This is a genomic window from Pleomorphochaeta sp. DL1XJH-081 (assembly GCF_049310885.1).
Taxonomy (GTDB): domain Bacteria; phylum Spirochaetota; class Spirochaetia; order Sphaerochaetales; family Sphaerochaetaceae; genus CAYZJV01.
This window is the reverse complement of record NZ_JBMDYO010000148.1, coordinates 1-259: the sequence shown is the minus strand read 5'-3', so window position 1 is coordinate 259 and position 259 is coordinate 1. Positions and strand designations below refer to the sequence as shown.

The 259-nt window shown below is 46.7% G+C and carries 1 pseudogene; it reads right to left on the bottom strand.

What is annotated here, in order from left to right:
• Positions 1 to 253, bottom strand: a pseudogene (locus ACODJP_RS14255) (hypothetical protein); the annotation flags it as partial.
• Between the last annotated feature and the right edge of the window lie 6 nt (positions 254 to 259).

Sequence of the window (259 nt, the reverse complement as noted above, 5' to 3'; positions counted from 1 at the left end):
CCCAATTCATATTTCTTGCAAAACCATGCTGCTGAATTGCGCCAGGTCCAAACTGTGGAAAACAGTGTGGTATTCCTCCACTGATGGGCTTCTGCCCGGTAAACACAGCATCTGGCCGAACAAAGAGGAGGTCCTTACTAGCTACTTTCCATGATGTCACACAACCTCCATAGAGGTACAGCTCCGCCTCACTTCCACTACTAGAAGTCAATATAACCTTGGGCAAATCCCCCAATCCTTTACCAACTTTCACATTTTC